This is a genomic window from Qipengyuania profundimaris, from assembly GCF_030717945.1.
In the GTDB taxonomy this organism is placed as follows: Bacteria; Pseudomonadota; Alphaproteobacteria; order Sphingomonadales; family Sphingomonadaceae; genus Qipengyuania; species Qipengyuania profundimaris.
Genome location: NZ_JAVAIM010000001.1, coordinates 705,957 through 725,378 on the forward strand (window position 1 = coordinate 705,957; position 19,422 = coordinate 725,378).

Below are 19,422 nucleotides of genomic sequence, written 5' to 3' on the forward strand. Positions count from 1 at the left end.
GACCCCGCGGCCCCCGCGCACCGTCGATCACAATGATCGCAAGCGCCCGCTGTATTCCGCGCCCCTTTTGCGGTAGGGGACCTCCAAGGAAATCGAGAGATGAACGCCCACCAGCCCATGCCTTCCGACGATTTCGTCGCACGCCGCGATGCGGGCGCCGGCTGGCATGCGCAAATGCCGGATGACAAGGCGATGCTGCGCGCCGCGCGCGACCTGACCAAGGACATCGCCGAAGCGCGGCCCGCGATTTACTGGCCTGACATGATCGGCTCCGCGCTGCTCGGCTACGTTGCAATTGCGGCTGCGATACTGGTCGACGGGGCGCTGGAGAAGATCGCTTTCGGCATCGTTGGCGCGCTCGCCTTCTACCGCGCGCTGATGTTCATCCATGAGCTCACGCACATTCACAAGAACGCGCTGCCGGGTTTTCGGTTGGGCTGGAACCTGCTGGTCGGCATCCCCCTGCTGGTGCCGTCTTTCATGTACGAAGGCGTGCACACGCTGCACCACAAGCGCACGCAATACGGCACCGTCGAGGACCCGGAGTACTTGCCGCTCGCTCTGATGAAGCTGTGGAGCCTGCCGCTGTTCGTGCTGGTTTCGCTGCTGGCGCCGATCGGGTTGATCGTGCGCTTCGGCCTGCTCGTGCCCCTCGGTGCGATCTTGCCGCCGGTCCGCAAGTTCGTGTGGCAGCGCGCCTCCTCGCTCTCGATCAATCCCGAATTCCGCCGCCGTCCGCCCGAAGGCGATATCTCGAAGCGCGTTTTCTGGCAGGAGCTGGGCGGTATGCTGTGGGCATGGGCACTGGTCGGTAGCGTATTCTGGCTCGGCTGGGCACCGCTGGTAACTGCCGGAGCGATACTTTCGGTGACGGCGCTGCTCAACCAGCTGCGCACGCTCGTGGCGCATCTGTGGGAGAACGAGGGCGAGGCGATGACCGTCACGGCGCAATTCCTCGATAGCGTCAACGTGCCGCCGCCGGGCTATGCGGCGGAAATCTGGGCGCCGGTGGGCTTGCGCTATCATGCGCTGCACCACCTGATGCCGTCGATGCCCTATCACTCGCTGCCCGAAGCGCACCGCCGTCTCGCCCGTGAGCTTGGCGTGAGTTCGACCTATCACGGCGCCAACCATAAGGGCATGGCGACGCTGGTGGGACGGATCGCGCGCAGCACGATGACGCCGCGCGGCTGATCAGCCGAGAAACCGGATCATCGCACAGCGCCGTTCGCGCGGCAGGCCCAGTTCGACGGCTTTTTCTAGCGATTCCGCCAGATGCGGGCGGCCATCGAAATCCTGCAATTCTACGAACCCGTGGCGTGCGTAGAACGGCGCGTTCCAGGGGATGTCGATATAGGTGTTGAGCGTGATTGCGCGGAAACCGGAATTCGCCGCATCGATCGCCAGTGCTTCCAGCAGTGTCGCCCCGATGCCGCAGCGCTGGTGCGTGCGCGCAACGCTGATTTCGGCAAGGTGCAACTCCCGGCGAATGGGCGCGGCTGCGGCGAAACCGACCACGCGCTCGCCTTCGTAGGCCGTCAGGCAGTGGCCCTTGCGGATCAGGCGGCGATAGTGATCGGCGCTTTCGGACGGCGGGACCGGGACGCCCTCCAGCGAGGGCTCTTCGCGGAGGAGCCGGGCGGCATCGTCCTCGACCTCGTGGAACCCTTCCGCATCCTCCGCCCGCGCCAGCCGGATATGCCAGCTGCTCATTCCTCCGTCCGCACGAGGACCGTCTCGCCGATCAGGACAAACAGCAAAAACGGCGCCCAGGCGGCGAGGAAGGGCGGGTAGCCGCCGAAGCTGCCCATGGCGAGCGCGGCATTGTCGACTACGAAATACGCAAAACCCAGCGCCATGCCGATGACCGCCCGCAGGAACAGCTGTCCCGAGCGGGCGAGGCCGAAGGCCGCCACTGCACCGAGCAGCGGCATGAGGAAGGCGGACAGCGGCCCGGAGATCTTGTGCCACCACTTGGCGCGCAATTCGGCGGTGCGCCGGCCGGCCTTTTCATAGGCATCGATGGAGTCCGACAATTCCCAAAAGGGCTGGGTCTCCGGATCGACCTTGGCAAGATCGATCTGCGCCGGTGTCAGACCTTCGCCGACCACCAGCGTATCGAGCTCTTCGGTCACGGCATTCTGCACGCTGAACCGCGTCGCACCCTCCAGCCGCCAGCCGGGGGCGGCAAAGGTCGCCCGCCCGGCATCGACCTGCTCGAGGATCGTGCCGTCCGCGTTGCGATTGTACCAGGTGACATCGGTCATTGCGATGTCGCTGCCGGAGCCGGTGAGGTTGGCCGCGCTCAGCACGCCCGTGCCGTCGGTGAGATAGACGTTGGCGCGCACGTCGGTCTCTTGCGGAATGGCCCCGTATTCGACCGCCTCCCAAGCTTTCAGCGTGGCGGTCGCCCGCGTCGTGATCTGCTCGTTGAACGCGAAGCTCAGCAGCGAGACTATCCCGGCAGTCAGCAGCAGCGGCGCCAGCACCTGATGCGCCGAAAGCCCCGCCGCCTTCATCGCGATGACCTCGCTGTTCTGGTTCAGGGCGACCAGCGTGATCAGTGTCGCCAGCAGCACCGAATAGGGCAGGAAGCTCTGGACCAGCTGCGGTATCCTGAGGCCCGCATAGGTCAGCAGCTGGCCCTGGCCATTGCCCTCGACGGCGAGGATCTTCCCGCTGTTGGACAGCAGGTCGAGCATCATCAGCACCAGCACCAGCATGAACAGCATGGCGAGGATGCGCACCACGAACAGCTTGGCGAGATAGACCGTCAGCGTCTTGGACGGGAAGAAATCGAATTGCATGCCCGCGCCCTATTCCGCCGGTTGCGCCACGAGGTCGGGCCGCGGCCGCCTGCGCCGGAACAGCTTGCCGAGTTTCTTCGACAGCTTGGCGAACCACACCTCCAGCGCGCCGATCGCCTGCCCGCCCGGCACGAAAGCGACGCGGTAATACATCCAGCCGATCAGCGCGGCGAAGATCACGAAAGGCCCCCACAGCGCGATGATCGGATCGATCCGCCCGAGGGCGGCCACGTCCTCTCCATACTGGTTCACCTTGTGGTAGCTCACCACCATGATGATCGAGAGGAACACGCCCAGCGCGCTGGTCGATCGCTTGGGCGGGATGCCCAGCGCCACCGCCAGCAGCGGCAGCATCAGCATCATCACCACTTCGACCAGCCGGAAATTGAAGCTCGCCTGGCTGGCATCGCGCTGGGCTTCGCTGGCATTGTCGCTCCAGCCGACGCGGAGCAGTTCGGGCAGGATATACTCGCGCTCGGCATCGCCGCGGTCGCGGAAGGCCTCGATCGCGGGCAGGTCGATCGGCAGGTCGTGACGAGTGAAGGTGAGTACGCGCGGCGTTTGCTCGCCCGTGTCCTGCACGATCGTGCCGTCCGTCAGGCGCAGGATGATCGTGTCGGGATCGTCGGAAGTCGCAAGGAACGCCCCCTGCTTGGCGGAGATCGAGAGGACCTGGTCGTTGCTGTCCGACACGCGGGCGAAGATGCCGTGCAACTCGCGTCCTTCGTCCTCGCTGCGTTCGATCCTGAGCGCCATGCGATCGGCCAGCGTGGTGAACTCGCCGACCTTGATGGAGGCACCGAGTGCGCCGGAGCGCAAATCGTATTCGAGCTGTTCGTAGTAATACCGGCTGATCGGCTGGACGTAGAAGACCAGTGCGATGTTCACGCCCATCAGGAACGCGGTCAGGATATAGGGCACGCGCAGCAGCCGCCCGTAACCGAGGCCCACGGCGCGGAACACGTCGAGCTCGCTGGTCGTCGCGAGCTTGCGGAAAGCGAGCAGCACGCCGAGTAGCAAGCCGAGCGGAATGGCGAGGCTGGCATATTCGGGCACCAGCGCGGCCAGCATCTTGAAAACCACGCCGACGGGCCCGCCCTCGACCGAGACGAATTCGAACAGCCGGCCCATCTTCTCCAGCGTCAGCAGCGACGCCGCGACGAAGAACACGCCGAGCATCGGGATGATGACCAGCCGGAAGATGTAGCGGTCGATGGCGGGAATGAAATTCAGCAAGGCGGTACCGGCGTTGAGGCGTTCGAAATGGCCCTAGCGTGAATTGCGGGCGAGGTCATGTCCCTTGGTCGATCGATGAAATTACCAGAACCGGCTGCCGGGGATGCCCTTGAACGGACCAGCTTCCTTGCTGGTGATCCACCCGCCGTAGAAGCCGCCCGGTTGCGGCACGACCTGTTCGCCATCGACCAGTACTTCGTCGAAGGGCTCGGGGTAAAAGGCGAATTGGCCAGCGATGCCGGCAAAGCTCGGCGTGGGATCGGGGTAGGACCATCCCGCCGCCTCGATCCTCTCGCCTGCGATCTCGACATCCCAGTAGCGCGCCTGCCCCTTCCACTCGCACAGCGAACGGCGGGCATTGGGCGACAGGTGGTCCATCGCGATATCGGCCTGCGGAATGTAATAGGTCGGCGGGTGGCTCGTCTCGAGCGTGCGCCATGCGCCACGCGTATCGGCCAGCGTCACGCCCCGGTGGCGGATGACGATGTGGCGGTCCGTGGGCTCGGCAATGGCGGGGCGGGGGTAGTCCCAGACGCTTTCCTGCCCGGGGCCGGGCGGATCGAGGTCCGGATGGCCGAATAACGCGATCGGCTTAGGCCTTTTCCAGCGTACACTGCAGCGGATGCTGGTTCTGGCGGGCGAAATCCATCACCTGGTTAACCTTGGTTTCGGCCACTTCGTAAGGGAAGATGCCGCACACGCCGACGCCCTTCTGGTGGACGTGCAGCATCACCCGCGTCGCCTCTTCCATGTCCATGCGGAAGAAGCGCTTGAGGACGATGACCACGAACTCCATCGGGGTGTAATCGTCGTTCAGCAGCAGCACCTTGTACTGGCTGGGCTTCTTGGGCTTGGTCCGCGTCTTGGTGGCGACGCCGACCTGGCCTTCGCCGTCCTTCGCATCGTCGTCGTCGCGATCGGCGGCGCGGGCGGGAAAGGGGGGAAGGCGATCGATCATTGCAGGCCCATTATCGTAACGCTTTGCCAAATCGCAAGGCGGACGAGTGTCTCACACCATGTTTCGGGTCAAGAAAACGCTGAAATGCTGCGCTCCACGGTCGAAAATCGATGAAGCGAAAAAAATGGGCCGAATGGCGCGATGCCATCCGGCCCGGGTGTCCAATCACCGGGCGGGGAGAGAGGAGAGAGTGCCCGGTGGATTGAAGCTGGTAATTTCGCTTAGGCGGCCTTGCGGACCTTTTCGGCGGCGAGGCTCATGCGGTTCGAAACCGGTGCGAAAGCTTCGTTGGCGAGCTTCAGCATGGCTTCGGTGTTCTTCGAGGTGGTCGAAACCATCGCGTCGAAGTTGCGGCGCATGATTTCGCCCTGCAGTTGGAACAGCTCGGTCGGCGACTTCACGGCAGCCATCTTCTTGACGTCGGCCTGGACGGTCTCGGCAGCAGTCTTGGCTTCCTCGACATAGATGCGGCCCATGTCCTGCATGCCCGAAGCGAGGATCTTGCCGCTTTCCACGAGAGCTTCGAAATTGCCCTTCTGGAATTCGACGGTGTCCTTGGTCAGCTCGGTGCCCTTGTCGTAAGCAGCCTTGGCGCGCGTCTGCATGTCGGTAGCAACTTCCTTGGCCTTGGCGGTGTAGTCGGTGGTCTTGGCGTTCTTGGCAGTGGCCATGATGTTTTCCTTCAGCTTGGAAATGGGAGTGATCTTGGTGGTGGCCGCTTTCTTGCGAACGGCGGTAGTCTTCGCGGCGACCGGCGCCTTGGCCGGAGCCTTCTTCTTTGCGACGGTCCTGGCGGCAGCCTTCTTCGGCTTGGCCTTTTTCGGTGCAGCCTTCTTGGCGGCGACCTTCTTGGCCGGGGCCTTCTTCGGCGCTGCCGGCTCGGCAGGCGCGGCGACGGCTTCGGCGATCTTGTCGGTCTTTACCGGAGCGGTCGCGTCCGCTTCGACAGCCTTTTCGACGGTCTTCGCGCTCACGCTCGCCTTGGCGGCGTCGGCGGTCTTCTTTTCCGCAGCCTCGGCAAAAGCCTTCTCGGCAGCGGCATCGATTTTGCTCTGGCTGTCAGCCATGGGAACCTCGCTTTTGTTGCAGTGCACAAAATAGACATTGCAGGTGCGAAGTCAAGCGTTTTTTGTGCAGTGCACAATAAGGCGCGATAGGCCGTTCTTTCAATACGTTAGCGCGTGGCGACGTAGCGTCCTGGTGCGTCTTCGATCACCTTGTCGCCCTTGCTGCCGGGCTTGCGCTTGCCTTTTGCGGGTACGGTTTCGCCGTCCTGCTCGCGCAGCCAGTCGATCCAGTCGGGCCACCAGCTGCCCGGATGCTCGACCGCGCCCTCGCGGAATTCGGCCAGGCTGCGGGGCTCCCCGTCGTTGAGCCAGTATTGGTATTTGCCCGCATCGGGTGGATTGACCACACCCGCGATATGGCCGGACCCGGCGAGCACGAACTTGATCGGTCCCTTGAAGTGGTCGGTAATTTTCCAGACGCTTTCGGCCGGGGCGATATGGTCTTCCTTGCCCGCCTGCACATAGGTCGGCGTTTCCACGATGCCGAGATCGATCGGCGTATTGTCGACGCTGAGCGCGCCCGGTTCGACCAGCTTGTTGTCCTTGTAGAGATCGCGCAGATACTGGGCGTGCCACTTCGCCGGCAGATTGGTCACGTCGCCATTCCAGTGCAGCAGGTCGAAGGCCGGATAATCCTCGCCCAGCAGGTAGTTGTTGACGACGTAATTCCAGATCAGATCGGTGCCGCGCAGCAGGTTGAAGGTCGCCGCCATGTAGCGCCCGTCGAGATAGCCGTCCGCGCTCATCGCCTTGACCATGCCCAGCTGCTGGTCGTCGACGAAGTTGAGCAGTTCGCCCGCCTTCTCGAAATCGACCTGCGCGGTGAAGAAGGTGGCGCTCTTTACCTTGTCCTGTTCGCCGCGGCGGTGCAGCAGCGACAACGTGGCGGCGAGCGTGGTCCCCGCGACGCAATAGCCGATCGCATGGACGGCCGTCACGTCCAGCCGCTCGCGGATGTGGTCGATCGCATCGATCTGGGCGCGCACGTAGTCGTCCCACATGACGTCCTTCATGCTCGCGTCGGCCGATTTCCAGCTGACCATGAACACGGTTACGCCGTGATCGACCGCCCATTTGACAAAGCTCTTCTTCGCATTGAGGTCGAGGATGTAGAAACGGTTGATCCAGGGCGGGAAGATCACCAGCGGAATCGCCAGCACTTCGTCGGTGGAGGGCGAATACTGGATCAGCTGGTAGAGCGGCGTTTCGTGCACCACCTTGCCCGGAGTCACGGCGATGTTCTCGCCCAGCGTGAAGGCGCTGGCATCGGTATGGGATAGCTGGCCGCGCCTGAGATCGTTGAGCAGGTGCTCCATGCCCTTGACCAGATTGTCGCCGCGACTTTCCAGCGTCCGCTCCATCACCACCGGATTGAGCAGCGGGAAATTCGCCGGACTGGCGGCTTCGGTGATGGCCTTGGTGGTGAAGCGTAGCTGCTCGCGTTTGTCCTCGCTAAGCCCATCCATCTGGTCGACCATGTCGGCAACGCGCTGGCCGAGGAACAGATAGGTCTGGTGAATCAGCGCGAAGGCGGGATGCGCGCGCCACCTTGGATCGGCGAAGCGGCGATCCTTCAGCGGCATCTCGGGATCGTCGGCCGGGATGCCGGCCATTTCGCCCAGCCCGTATTGCCCCAGCACCTGCTGCCACAGCTGTATGCCTTCCTGCATCAGCTGCTGCTGCTGCGCCGGATCGGCGATCGGCATCTGGCGGAACCAGTCCTGCGCGAGGCTCTGCCAGCGGGTTGGATCGAAATAAGGTGCCATGGCCTGCGGATTGGCCAGCTGTTCGGCCTGGTACTGCATCCACATGGTCTGCAGCTTCGTGCCGACCTCGGCCCAGTGCTGCGCGTCTTCCGGCTTCATCGGCGTATCGCCCAATGCTCCGCCCGCCATCGCGCCCTGGAACGGCGCAAACATCATCCGCGCCAGCTTGGCCGGGGCTTCGTACATGTTGGTGAAGGGATCGGGGCCGGTCTCGGTCATTGTCGCTCCTGAGGGTGGCAAGCGCGGATTGTGCTGGCCATAGGATATTGCGTGCCCGCATGCACCTAGGCCGATTGCACCTGCACCGTGAATAGGTAATCAGTGTGACTCGTGTAACGCCTTACGGAGCCGGAATGTCCGAAGAATTCTACCGCATCAAGCGCATGCCCCCCTATGTCATCGCGGAAGTCAACGCGATGCGGCATGCGGCGCGGCAGGCGGGGCGCGACATCATCGACCTCGGCATGGGCAATCCCGACCAGCCGCCCCCGCAGCACGTCATCGACAAATTGTGCGAGGTCGCGGCCAAGCCCGATGCGCATGGCTATTCGCAGTCGAAGGGCATTCCCGGCCTGCGCCGCGCCCAGGCGAATTATTACCAGCGGCGGTTCGGTGTGGAATTGGACCCGGAGCGCGAGGTGGTGGTCACCATGGGATCGAAGGAAGGCCTTTCGTCCATGGCCACTGCGATCAGCGCGCCAGGCGACGTGATCCTGGCGCCGAGCCCGGCCTATCCGATCCATACCTATGGCTTCATGATCGCTGGCGCGACGATTCGCAGCGTGCCGACCACGCCGGACGAGAATTACTGGAAGGCGCTGGACAATGCGATGGCCTACACGGTCCCGCGCCCCACGGTGCTGGTGGTCAATTACCCCAGCAACCCCACGGCCGAAACGGTCGATCTCGATTTCTACGAGCGGCTGGTCGCATGGGCCAAGCGCAACGAGGTCTGGGTGCTGTCCGACCTCGCCTATTCCGAGCTTTACTATGATGGCAAGCCGACCCGCTCGATCCTCGAGGTGCCGGGCGCGAAGGATGTGGCGGTGGAGTTCACATCCATGTCCAAGACCTTCTCCATGGCGGGCTGGCGGATCGGCTTCTGCGTCGGCAATCCCACGCTCATCGCCGCGCTGACGCGGGTGAAGAGCTACCTCGACTATGGCGCCTTCACCCCGGTCCAGGCTGCGGCCTGTGCGGCGCTCAACGGGCCGCAGGACGTGGTCGAGCAGAACCGCGCGCGCTACCAGCACCGGCGCGACGTGATGGTCGAAAGCTTCACGCGGGCAGGCTGGGCGATCCCCAATCCGCCCGCCAGCATGTTTACCTGGGCCAAGCTTCCGCCGGGCTTCGAGCACATGGGCAGCCTCGAGTTCTCGAAACAGCTTCTGCAGGAGGCCGGTGTCGCCGTCGCCGCGGGGGTCGGCTTCGGCGAGGAAGGCGAAGGCTACGTCCGCATCGCCATGGTCGAGAACGAACAGCGCATCCGCCAGGCTGCGCGCAACATCAAGAAGTTCCTCTCCGACCACGCACGCTGAGGCGCTGGCCGACCGGTGATGCTGGACAGGCCGGTTGCGATCGGCAACTGTGTTTGCGCGTATTCGACCACTTGCAGAAAGGATTCATCATGCTGCCCAACGACCGCGTTTCGATCGAGCTTGGCGACAATGGCGTGGCGCAGGTGCGCTTTACCCGCGGCGACAAGATGAACGCGCTCGACCAGGCGCAATTCGCCGGCATCATCGAGGCGGGCGAGGCGCTGCGCGAGATGGAGGGCCTGCGAGTCGTGGTGCTCTCGGGTGAGGGGCGCGCCTTTTGCGCCGGGCTCGACCTGTCCAACTTCAACGCCGCACCCGATGTCGATCGCACGCCGCTGACCGAGCGCACCCACGGCAATGCCAATCAGGCGCAGGAGGTCGCGATGACCTGGCGCAAGTGCCCCGTGCCGGTGATCGCGGCGGTCCACGGCGTCTGCTTCGGCGGCGGGCTGCAGATCGCGAGCGGCGCGGACATCCGCGTGGTCCATCCCGACACCCGCATGGCGGTGATGGAGATGAAATGGGGCCTCGTGCCCGACATGGGCGGCTATGCCCTGTGGCGCGGTCTGGTGCGCGACGACGTGCTGCGCGAGCTGACCTATACCAACCGCGAATTCACCGGCGCGGAAGCGCTGGACCTCGGCTTCGCCACCATGGTGGAGGACGATCCTCTCGCCCGCGCCACCGCACTGGCCGAAACCATCGCCAACAAGAACCCCGCCGCCATCCGCGGCGCCAAGCGACTGTTCAAGGTGATGCACGAAGAGGGCGAAGACGCGATCCTCATGGCCGAGAGCGAGGAGCAGGCAGGTATCATCCGCAAGCCCAATCAGATCGAGGCGGTGATGGCGGAAATGCAGAAACGCGCGCCGAAATTTGCGTGAGGAAGGGAATACTCCTGTTTGAGCTAGCCAGGGCCCGAACGGTGTATCCTCAAAGCATCATTTCTCCCACGATCAGACCCACGGATATGACCGCGCCGGCGATGGGAACCGCAAGAGGGACCGCATACGCCGCCTCGTCCGCCGACTCTCGGAGCTTCAGCCTGACGAGGGCGAGGTTCGCTGCCGCAAACACGCTCAGAATGATATAGCTCGTCCAGCCTGCCAGTTGTTCGGTCGGGAAAAAGAGCGCCAGCAGTGTGACAGCAAGGCCGGAAAGCACAGTTGCGACGATCGGCGTCCCAGTTTTTTGGTTGATCCGGGCAAGCCAGTCAGGGGCGGCGTTCCTTCGCCTGCCGAGGTCATGCACGACCCTGGGTGCCATGACGATTTGCGCCATCGCGCCATTGACGATCATTGCGAGGCTTACCGCACCAAGCAGGTAACCGTTCCTGCCTTTCTCCCGGACCAGATCGACGAGCGGTGCCCTGCTCTCACGTAGGACGTCCGCGGGCAGCACGCTTACCGCCGTTGCGGATACGAGCAGGTAGAGCAGCAGGGAAGCAATAAGGGTGAACCAGATCGCCCGTGGCATGGCCGTGCTCTGATCCTTGGTTTCTTCGGAAAGCGTAACGAGATCCTCGAAGCCGATATACGCATAGAAGGCCAGGAAGGCCGCGGGCAGCACGGCGCCCGCCAGACTCCTTCCCGGATCGGACCAGGCACTTCCGAATTGCCGCGGGAAATCGCCCAGGTCGACCCATCCGTACCAGACCACCCAGAGCAGGCCGCCTACACCGGCAATCGTCGTTATTGCCATGAACCACGAGGATTGCCGGATACCGGCGACCGCGAAAGCAGTCAGCGTCGCCGTCAGTATCGGCACGGCCCACCACTTCGAGATCGACAGGAAGACATTCGAATAACCGACGAACCCGGTCACGATCGCCGCTGCCGATACGATACCTGTCGCGACGATTCCCCAGCCGGCGAGGCCGGTGAGAAAGCGCGACTCGAATCCCGCCGAAACATAGGCCGCACTTCCGCCGCTCTCAGGCAACCGCGTGCATAGTTCCGCATAGGACAACGCAGTAAAACCTGCGGCCAGGGAGGCTAGCAGGAACGCGATCGGAGCCAAAGCTCCGGCGAGGCCGATGATATCGCCAATCACCACATAGATGCCTGCACCAACGACCGTGCCCAGACCGTAGAGCATTAAAACCCACGGGCCGATATCGCGGTTAAGGGTTGGCTGGGTGGGCGAACTGGATGCCTGCGCTTGAGTGGGTGCCATATGGTTACAAGCAGCGACAGGCGCGGAAGTTCAAAAGAATGGGGGATCGAGCGTATAGGTCGCGTACGTGAGGGAAATGGCCGTCGGTTTTCCAGGCATTGACGCAAATCCCTTTCCTACTCGCGCCGAATTTGCCTTAACCTCGCGGATGACGAACCAACCGCACCCCTCCTCGTTCGCGACCGACAGCGAATCCGCTGCCGAAATGCTCCCTGCAACCCTCGATGCGCCCCCCGCCGCTCCCTCCACACCCGACCGCCATGACGGCTGGACGCCTGCCAGACAGGCCGCGTTCCTGCGCGAGCTTGGGGCGACGCATAACGTCTCCGCTGCGGCGCGAGCGGTGGGGATGGGGCGGCAGTCGGCCTACAAGCTCCGCGCGCGGCTGCGCGGGACGCCGTTCGACCGGGCGTGGGAGGCGGCTTTCGCCTCGCGCTTCGATGCACTGGCGGAGGCAGCGCTCGATCGCGCGCTCAACGGGGTCGAAGTCCCGCATTTCTATAATGGCGAGTTGATCGGCACTTCGCGCCGGTATGACGAGCGGCTGACCTTGTCGCTACTCGCCATGCGGCGCGAACTCGTGCGCAAGCCCAAATACGACTTCCTGCCCGAAGCGGCCTATGAAACCGGCGATCTCGCCGCGCTGGCCGACCGGGTAGAGCAGGGGCCGCCAGAATGGCGTTCGAATGCCGATGCCGAATGCAAGGCCCGCAAGAAAGCGAAAAAGGCGAACGGTAAGTAAGGTGCGGGGGCGGGGGGCAGTCCAAGCAACGCCGACCTTCCAAAGACGGGAAAGGTCGTTCTATAACAGCGGTTTAGCGCATGTCGCGAGTGGGCGACAGGGTGTCGCCTTTGTCGCCGCAGTGTCGCCCTACCCGAACACCGCCACGCATTGCATCCCGTCGAGCACCTGCTTGCCGTCCGCATTCCATAGCCGCAGCCGCTCGCTCGAATAGCCGGCGTCGGCGTGTTGGCTGGCATTCTCGCTCAGCCACCAGCCGTCGCGCGTGGTCGGTTCGGTGTCGAGCAGGTTGAACGACCAGTTGATCGAGCTGATCGGACCCTGCCGCTCCATCGCGCGCATCGCGCCGGGCGGCAGGACGTCGCCGAGCAGGATCAGCTCGCTGACGGGATCGAGGCCCTCGCGATCCGTCAGCCGCGCCCAGCGGCGCACTACCGGATCGCCGGGGCCGCGCATCTCCTGCGCGCGCAGAATTTCGAAATTGTTCTGGATGAAGGCCGGGCCCTTGCCTTTCATCGCCGGCTCCTGCTCCTCCGGCGCGCCGGGCCAGTTTTCGACCGGAGCGGGAGGGTGCACGGCATTGGGCTCGCGCGCGGTGCCGAACAGCCAGAAAGCGGTGAGGGTGCATTTGCCCTCGCACCAGATTTCGCTGCGCACCTGCGCCACGTTGCGCCCCTGGCGCACGATCTCGCGCCGCAGTTCGACCTCCGGCCCGGTCGGCGCCACGAACGCCACCTGTCCGGCACGCAGCGGCGGCAGGTCGGGAAAGGCGCGTGCCGCGGCGAGATAGGCGATCAGGGCAGACGCGCCGCCATACAGCGTGCGCCCCTGCATCCAGTTGTCGAGGCCGCTGAAACGGGTCGCGCCGCCTTCGGCAGTGATGGGGTCGATAAGATTGGCAAGGCTCATTGGCAGTGTCATTGCGGCTGAGAGCGCGCCCGTCCAGAGTGACGTTACGGAAGGGTGTCACGCGGCGATTGCCAAGCCCGCGCAGAATCGCTAGTGCGCCGCTTCCCGTGCCGAGAGGCAAGGGCGAGGCCCGATGGCGGAGTGGTTACGCAGAGGACTGCAAATCCTTGCACGCCGGTTCGATTCCGGCTCGGGCCTCCACTTCCCGCAGGCGGGAATGTGCCGCTTTAGCTCAGTTGGTAGAGCACATCATTCGTAATGATGGGGTCAGGTGTTCGAGTCACCTAAGCGGCACCATTTTTCATAGGCGGCGGAAAACCGTCTTTACCCAGCTCCCTTGTACCGGCCAAGAATCTCTGGCCAGGTGAGGCGCTTTGATATCGGCCATACGACCAAGTCCGGATATTCCCGCGTAGTCGAAAGATCCTGAAGGCGGTCATTTCTCAGCCCGGGCCTCATAGCGATTACTGTGATAGCCATTTCGCTTAGCAATTTGCTTTTGTTGATTGGTCCATCTCTCTACGGAAGGAGTGATGGCCTTTCTTAAACGATCGCTCGGCTTGTGGACTGCGGTATTGCTTACTGCATGTGCATCCGATCCCGACGAACGCGCCGACGAAGCGATCCCGGTTGTCGCCGAAAACGTCCGCTTCCTACCTGAAAAGGTGCAGGTGGAAGCGATTGGCACGGCGCGTGCCGTGACGTCAGCGGAAATTTACCCCGAAAGTGCCGGCCGCGTGACCCGCGTGATGTTTTCCGCCGGTGATTTCGTGCGCTCGGGTCAACCGCTGCTCCAGCTTGATGCACGGCAAGAGCGATTGGCGGTCAATTCCGCGCGAGTCCAGGTGCTCGAAGCCGAGCAATTGCTGGGCCGCTATCGCCGGATCGAGGACACGGGGGCGATTTCCGAAAGCCAGATCGAGGCAGGTGAAACCACCCTTGCTTCAGCGCAGGTGGCGCTGAAGCAGGCGCAGGCACAACTTGCCGACAGGGTGATCCGGGCGCCGTTCTCGGGTCATATCGGCTTGACCGAGATCGATCCCGGAGACCGAGTGAGCGATGCTACGCCGATCGCACAAATCGACCAGCGCAGCAGGTTATACATCGACTTCCCGGCACCCGAAGAAGTGTTTACGACATTACGCGAAGGGCAGGTGGTGCAGGTCGCCGCATTCTCCGATCCCGGCAATCCGATCGACGCGCGAATCGTTTCGACCGACTCCCGTATCGCAAGCGACACCCGCAACTTCATCGTGCGGGCTGCGATCGCCAATGCGGGCGATCGTTTTCGCCCGGGAATGAGTTTTCGAGTAATGTTCACCCGCAACGACGCCACCCGTGCCGCAGTCGCCGAAGAGGCGATCGTATGGGGCGGGGAAGGTTCATACCTCTTCGTGGTTCGCAACGAAAATGCGGCGCGCATTCCAGTGACGATCACTTCCCGCAGGGACGGCCTTGCACTCGTCGACGGGGCGCTGAAAGCTGGCGACCGTGTAATCGTCGAAGGCGTTCAGAAAATCCGCGACGGGCAGGCCATCCGACTGGTCCGCCCGGTCGCCGCGCCCGAAGCCGCTGTCGAATTGCGCGGATCTTCCGAAGCCGTCGACGAAAACGATGGCCGATAAGACCGACCTGCCGATGCTCGCGGTCAAGCGGCCGCTGCTGGTGGGGGTGCTCAACCTGCTCATCGTTATCGCCGGTCTTGCGGCATTCGCCGGGATCGAGGTGCGCGAACTGCCCAACGTCGATCGACCGATCGTTTCCATAACGGCTTCGCTGCCGGGCGCGGCGCCGGAAACAATGGATAGCGAGGTCACGAGCGTCCTGGAAGATGCCGTCGCTCGCGTAACCGGCGTCCGGCAGATCAACTCGTCGAGTGAGGAAAACAACTCGCGCATCCGTGCCGAATTCAATCCCGGGGTCGATCTGGATACGGCGGCTTCGGATGTGCGCGAGGCCGTCAGCCGCGTAACGCGCGACCTTCCCGATCGGGTCGAACAGGTCAACATCGTCAAGGCCGATGCCGATGCTCAACCGATCATGGTGCTTGCTGTCTCGAGCGATCGATACGACGAGGCCGAACTCACACAGGTCGTCGAGAACGATGTGATACCGGAATTGCTGACTGCCGAGGGGGTGGCCAGCATCGACCAGTTCGGCACGCGCGTCTTGCAGATGCGCGTATCGGTAGACCCGGCCCGGCTAAACCGTTTCGGGCTGACGATGAGCGATGTCGCCGCCGCACTCGAACGCGCATCATACGATGTCCCCGTCGGATCCTTTCGGTCGGAAGCGCAGGAACTCGTCGTGCGCGCCGACGCCAGCGCGACCAATCCTGACCTTATCCGCGAGGTCATCATCGCCGGGACGACCCGGGTCGGCGATGTCGCCGAAGTGGCGTTGGCCCCGGCCGACGCAACGAACTTCGTCCGGCTCGACGGTCGACCGATCGTCGGCCTCGGCGTCGTGCGCCAGGCAAACTCGAACACGATCGAGATTTCGAGTGCCATCCGCGCTTCGGTCGAACGGGTGGGGTCGCGATACCAGGACCTCGAAATAAGCGTCGTTTCGGACGATGCCGATTTCATCGAGATCTCGGTCCGCGAGGTATTGATCACGCTAGCCTTCACTATCCTCGTGGTAGTCGCAACGATGATGCTTTTTTTCCGCGCCTGGCGCGCCACGCTGATACCAAGCACCACAATTCCGGTCGCGCTCGTCGGCGTGCTCGCAGGAATCTGGTTGATGGGGTTCTCTATCAATCTGTTGACCCTGCTGGCGTTGGTTCTCGCGACAGGCCTGATCGTCGACGACGCGATAGTCGTCCTCGAAAACACGCAGCGGCTTCAGAACAAGGGTCTTGGACGGCGCGCTGCGGCAGTGGTCGGCACCCGGCAGGTTTTCTTTGCCGTGATCGCAACGACTGCGGTTCTCGTTTCGGTTTTCCTTCCGATCAGCTTCCTGCCGTCGCAGGCAGGCCGGCTGTTTCGGGAATTTGGCTTCGTCCTGTCGGTCGGGGTGCTCCTTTCGTCTTTCGTCGCCCTGTCGCTCGTGCCGGCACTGGCGGCCAAATTCGACTTGAGGAGCGGCGATGACGGTTCGGATCGAATAAACCGCATCGGAACGAAATTGCGCGAGCGTTACACCGCCCTGTTGGGTCGATGTCTGGACCACGGCCGGATCGTGGTCGGCTGCGCAGTCGCAATGGCGGCGGCCACAGGACTGCTCTATCTCCAGCTGGATTCCGAATTGGTCCCCGATGAGGATCGCGGTGTGATCGAGGTCGATGCGACCGGCCCGGACGGCGTAGGGCTCGACTTCATGGATCGCGAGCTCGACGAGATAGAAACCGTCCTCCAGCCCTATCTCGATAGTGGGGAGATGCAGAGCACCTTCTCTATCGTCGGTCGTTACGATCCAAACCGGGTTCGCGTCACTGCGCAGCTTGCCGACTGGAGCGAGCGCGATCGTAGCCAGAGCGCTATCGTCGAGGAGTTGAACGAGCCACTCCGCGAAATCCCGGGCTCGCGAACCAACGCCCGCGGTCGTGGTACGCTGAGCTTCGGCGGTGGCGGCGGATCTATCGAGGTCGCGCTGACCGGAGGCGAATACGATAATATCTACCGATCCGCACTAGCATTGAGCGATGCGATCGACACCGGTTCGGAAATCCTCTCCAATCCCGATATCTCGTACCAGCCCACGCAGCCACAGCTCTCGGTGCAGATCGACCGCCAGCGCGCATCCGATCTCGGTGTCGATCTTGACGATGTCGCGCAAACCCTGCGCGCCATGATCGGCGGCGACGACCTCGTCGATCTGAATGTCGGCGACCAGGCGGTGCCGATCTTTCTCACCTCCGAAGCGGTTGCGGTGACAAACCCTTCCGACCTGCGCAATCTTTACGTTCGGACCGAGAATGACAGTCTGGTTCCGATGTCCAGCATCACTCGGATCGTGGAGCAGGGTGTCGCTGCGGAACTGGACCGCACCGAACAACGCCGGGCGATCGAGGTAGAGGCGAACATTGCTGAAGGTGTGCCACTGCAAGAGGCGGTGGACGAAATCGAGCGCCTTGGCGCGGAAACGGTAGCGGACGACATCGATATGCTTTTGCAGGGCGAGGCCGAAAGCCTGGAGGAAACTTCGAATGACGTATTGCTGACCTACCTCTTCGCGCTGGTGATTGTTTTCCTCGTGCTGGTCGCTCAATTCGAAAGTCTCACAAGCGCACTCGTCGTACTCTTTACCGTACCATTCGCGCTGGCTGCTGCGATCCTCGCGCTGTTCCTGTCGGGTGTCTCGCTCAACATCTATTCGCAAATCGGGCTCGTCATGCTGATCGGACTGATGGCCAAGAACGGTATCCTGATTGTCGAGTTCGCCGACCAGCTCCGCCATCAGGGGCGCAGTGTACGCGAAGCGGCTGAAGAAGCCGCCGCCATCAGGCTACGTCCGATCGGGATGACGCTGATTTCCACCGTGATCGGCGCTGTGCCGCTGATCCTTGCTTCGGGTGCCGGGGCGGAAGCGCGCCAGTCGATCGGATGGGTCATTTTCGGCGGTCTCGGCATTGCTGGATTTTTCACGCTTTTCCTGACCCCGGTGATCTACCTCGGCATTGCGCGCTTCGGGCAACCGCGCAGCGTCGATTTGGCGAAGCTTCAGAAAGAAATAGACGATGTCGACGAAGACATGACGATGGCGCCGGCATGAAATTTGGGAAAATTGCTTTACCGGCCAGCGCCCTGTGGCTCGCCAGCTGCGCGAGCAACGATTTTGTCATTCCCGACACCGCTATTGCCACACCGACGGATTATTCTGCCGATCTGCCGCCTGCGGGACTCGATGAGTTCTGGTGGCGAGCCTTTTCCGATCCGGTCCTCGACGACCTGATCTCGCGCGGGCTTGCGGCCAACCTCGATATCGCCGCCGCTGGCGACCGGCTTCGCGCGGCTGAGGCGCTACTGCGTGCCGAGCGCGCCGACCTTTTTCCAACCCTCGACGGCTCGGCAAATCTGGGTGTCGAAACCGGCGGTGATGGCGCGCGCGTTACGGGAAACGTAGGCCTCATCGGCAATTTCGATCTCGACTTCTCGGGACGGCTGGGGGCGGAGATTCGTCTTGCCGCTGCGCGCTATGGAGAGGCGGGCTACCTGCAGGCTGACCAGCGCCGGCTGGTCGCGGCGGCGATCGCTGCGCAGTATGTCGAATATCGCCTGACCGGTGCCCAACTCGCTCTGCTCGAAGAATCGACCGAGCTGCAGCGGCAGACGCTGCGGATCGTCACTTTGCGGTTCGAAGCGGGCCTGTCGGCAAATCTCGATGTGCGCCGCGCGGCGGCCGATCTCGCGCAGACACAGGCCCGGCTGGGCCTGATCGAGGTCTCCCGTGCGGAGGCGAAGCATGCGCTTGCCGTGCTGCTCGGCGAAGCGCCGGGGACGTTCGAAATTACGGCGTCGGCAGGCGAGGAAGGCTCCATACCCGATTATGGCGCCGGTCCGCCAATAGGCGCGCCCGTCAATCTGTTGCGCCGCCGCGGCGATGTGCTTGCCGCTGAGGCCCGGCTGGCGGCTGCCGCCGCGCAGGTCGGCATCGAGCAGGCCGATCTGCGCCCTTCGCTCGTGGTGCCGGGATCGATCCTGATCGGTGACGGTTCGCTCGACGGTCTGTTCTCCAGCTTTCTCGCCACGCTCGGCGCTGCACTGGACTTGCCTTTGTTCGATGGCGGGCGGCGACGCGCCGAAGTCGAGGCCGCACGTGCCGAGCTCGACGCCAGTCTCGCCGAATACCGCCAGGCTTTCCTGCTGGCGCTTGGCGAAGCCGAAAACGCGCTGGTCGCCATTGGCGCCTACCGCCAGCGTGCGGACTCGTTGGCCGAGGCGATCGAACAGAGTGAAACGGCGCTTGCTCAGTCCAACGCTCTCTATCGAGAGGGGCTGGCCTCTCTCTTCGACGTGCTGGATGCACAACGCCAACTTATCTCCAGTCGACAGTCCTTGCTCAATACCCAAGCCGATCTGGCAACTTCATTCATAGCGCTGCATTCTGCGGCAGCGAGCCTTGATGGCCGGAATAGCCTAGAGCTGCGCTGAATCGGAGCTTTCCCGCCTGGCCGATGCTTACCAATGGCAATTTAGGCGTGTCAGAACCCGAAGGAAGGATCGGTTCGTCAGGACGACCTGCTCCGACAGCGGGGATTGGTTCGCGCTCACCGACACACT

General features: G+C 63.2%; 16 protein-coding genes and 2 tRNA genes. 9 read left to right on the forward strand and 9 right to left on the reverse strand.

Annotated elements, in window-relative coordinates:
- The first annotated feature begins 99 nt into the window (after positions 1-99).
- Positions 100-1,194, forward strand: coding sequence for a fatty acid desaturase family protein (locus Q9K02_RS03610; RefSeq protein WP_422785405.1), 1,095 nt, complete (start codon positions 100-102; stop codon positions 1,192-1,194).
- Here Q9K02_RS03610 and Q9K02_RS03615 read toward each other — a convergent pair whose 3' ends face one another.
- The 7 genes from Q9K02_RS03615 to Q9K02_RS03645 all read right to left on the reverse strand — a co-directional run bounded on the left by Q9K02_RS03615 (position 1,195) and on the right by Q9K02_RS03645 (position 8,053).
- A complete protein-coding gene (locus Q9K02_RS03615; RefSeq protein WP_305931660.1) occupies positions 1,195-1,713 on the reverse strand; it encodes a GNAT family N-acetyltransferase in 519 nt (172 codons plus the stop codon).
- Positions 1,710-2,807: an LPS export ABC transporter permease LptG gene (gene lptG, locus Q9K02_RS03620; protein WP_305931661.1), complete on the reverse strand. Its 1,098-nt coding sequence runs from the start codon at positions 2,805-2,807 to the stop codon at positions 1,710-1,712. Before lptG ends, Q9K02_RS03615 begins: the two co-directional genes overlap by 4 nt.
- A 9-nt stretch (positions 2,808-2,816) precedes the next feature.
- On the reverse strand, positions 2,817-4,040 hold the full coding sequence (locus Q9K02_RS03625; RefSeq protein WP_305933437.1) for an LptF/LptG family permease: 1,224 nt from the start codon (positions 4,038-4,040) through the stop codon (positions 2,817-2,819).
- A gap of 84 nt (positions 4,041-4,124) precedes the next feature.
- Complete coding sequence (locus Q9K02_RS03630; protein ID WP_305933438.1) at positions 4,125-4,631, reverse strand: DUF427 domain-containing protein; 507 nt, start codon at positions 4,629-4,631, stop codon at positions 4,125-4,127.
- 4 nt (positions 4,632-4,635) lie between these two features.
- Positions 4,636-5,001 (reverse strand): ATP-dependent Clp protease adapter ClpS, encoded by a 366-nt coding sequence (clpS, locus tag Q9K02_RS03635; RefSeq protein ID WP_305931662.1) that lies wholly within the window; start codon positions 4,999-5,001, stop codon positions 4,636-4,638.
- Between the two features lie 221 nt (positions 5,002-5,222).
- Complete coding sequence (locus Q9K02_RS03640) at positions 5,223-6,068, reverse strand: phasin family protein (protein WP_305931663.1); 846 nt, start codon at positions 6,066-6,068, stop codon at positions 5,223-5,225.
- Between the two features lie 107 nt (positions 6,069-6,175).
- Complete coding sequence (locus Q9K02_RS03645; protein ID WP_305931664.1) at positions 6,176-8,053, reverse strand: PHA/PHB synthase family protein; 1,878 nt, start codon at positions 8,051-8,053, stop codon at positions 6,176-6,178.
- 134 nt (positions 8,054-8,187) lie between these two features.
- On the opposite strand from Q9K02_RS03645, the gene Q9K02_RS03650 reads away from it, so the two are divergent.
- Together Q9K02_RS03650 and Q9K02_RS03655 are read left to right on the forward strand one after the other, a co-directional pair.
- Positions 8,188-9,372, forward strand: coding sequence for an LL-diaminopimelate aminotransferase (locus tag Q9K02_RS03650; protein ID WP_305931665.1), 1,185 nt, complete (start codon positions 8,188-8,190; stop codon positions 9,370-9,372).
- An 89-nt stretch (positions 9,373-9,461) separates the two neighbouring features.
- A complete protein-coding gene (locus tag Q9K02_RS03655; RefSeq protein ID WP_305931666.1) occupies positions 9,462-10,256 on the forward strand; it encodes a crotonase/enoyl-CoA hydratase family protein in 795 nt (264 codons plus the stop codon).
- Between the two features lie 49 nt (positions 10,257-10,305).
- Here the strand turns inward: Q9K02_RS03655 and Q9K02_RS03660 are convergent, their stop codons facing one another.
- Positions 10,306-11,547 carry an APC family permease gene (locus Q9K02_RS03660; protein WP_305931667.1) on the reverse strand — a complete coding sequence of 414 codons (1,242 nt, stop codon included), beginning with the start codon at positions 11,545-11,547 and terminating at the stop codon, positions 10,306-10,308.
- 148 nt (positions 11,548-11,695) lie between these two features.
- On the opposite strand from Q9K02_RS03660, the gene Q9K02_RS03665 reads away from it, so the two are divergent.
- Positions 11,696-12,289 carry a hypothetical protein gene (locus tag Q9K02_RS03665; protein ID WP_305931668.1) on the forward strand — a complete coding sequence of 198 codons (594 nt, stop codon included), beginning with the start codon at positions 11,696-11,698 and terminating at the stop codon, positions 12,287-12,289.
- Between the two features lie 129 nt (positions 12,290-12,418).
- Here Q9K02_RS03665 and Q9K02_RS03670 read toward each other — a convergent pair whose 3' ends face one another.
- Positions 12,419-13,198: an acyl-CoA thioesterase gene (locus tag Q9K02_RS03670; RefSeq protein WP_305931669.1), complete on the reverse strand. Its 780-nt coding sequence runs from the start codon at positions 13,196-13,198 to the stop codon at positions 12,419-12,421.
- Positions 13,199-13,325: 127 nt separating this feature from the next.
- Between Q9K02_RS03670 and Q9K02_RS03675 the strand changes: the two genes are divergently transcribed.
- From Q9K02_RS03675 to Q9K02_RS03695, 5 genes are all read left to right on the forward strand, one after another.
- Positions 13,326-13,399 (forward strand) — tRNA-Cys (locus tag Q9K02_RS03675).
- Positions 13,400-13,419: 20 nt separating this feature from the next.
- Positions 13,420-13,495, forward strand: a tRNA-Thr gene (locus tag Q9K02_RS03680).
- A gap of 236 nt (positions 13,496-13,731) precedes the next feature.
- A complete protein-coding gene (locus Q9K02_RS03685) occupies positions 13,732-14,823 on the forward strand; it encodes an efflux RND transporter periplasmic adaptor subunit (RefSeq protein ID WP_305931670.1) in 1,092 nt (363 codons plus the stop codon).
- Entirely contained in the window at positions 14,813-17,914 is a 3,102-nt protein-coding gene (locus Q9K02_RS03690; RefSeq protein ID WP_305931671.1) for an efflux RND transporter permease subunit, read from the forward strand. Before Q9K02_RS03685 ends, Q9K02_RS03690 begins: the two co-directional genes overlap by 11 nt.
- The gene (locus Q9K02_RS03695; RefSeq protein WP_305931672.1) at positions 17,911-19,293 is read left to right on the forward strand and encodes an efflux transporter outer membrane subunit; all 1,383 of its coding nucleotides are present in this window, start codon (positions 17,911-17,913) and stop codon (positions 19,291-19,293) included. The genes Q9K02_RS03690 and Q9K02_RS03695 overlap by 4 nt, the downstream gene beginning before the upstream one ends.
- Positions 19,294-19,422 lie beyond the last annotated feature (129 nt).